Raw genomic sequence first — 398 nt, forward strand, 5'->3', positions numbered from 1 at the left:
CCTTTTGGTAAAATATTAGCTGCTGGTTTTTTACTCTCAGGTGTTTCTTGGCTCATTATGATTCTTCTAAGTAATTCTTTAATTTGGTTCGTTTATGTTTTTATGTTTATATCTTATTTATCAATTGGTGCAATAAATGTTCTATTTTCCACAATTTTCCAACAATTGCCGGATGAATCAATGATTGGAAGAGTCAATACAACAAATATTAGCTTAATAACGATAGCAATGCCACTGGGTTCATTGGTTGGTGGTCTTCTTGCAAATATAACATCCACTTTATTTGCTATGAGCCTTTTTGGAATAGGAATGTTAATCTTATCTGTATTTTACACTACGAGTAATAAAATTAGGCGACTCCCTAAAGTGGTTGATATTGACAGTTCCTATGTTAAACT

The 398-nt window shown here is 31.9% G+C and carries 1 pseudogene; it reads left to right on the top strand.

What is annotated here, in order from left to right:
* A pseudogene (locus ACLWS4_RS37670) lies at positions 1–398 on the top strand (hypothetical protein); the annotation flags it as partial.

It is taken from the genome of Kitasatospora sp. SC0581 (genome assembly GCF_048159585.1).
Taxonomy (GTDB): domain Bacteria; phylum Actinomycetota; class Actinomycetes; order Streptomycetales; family Streptomycetaceae; genus Kitasatospora.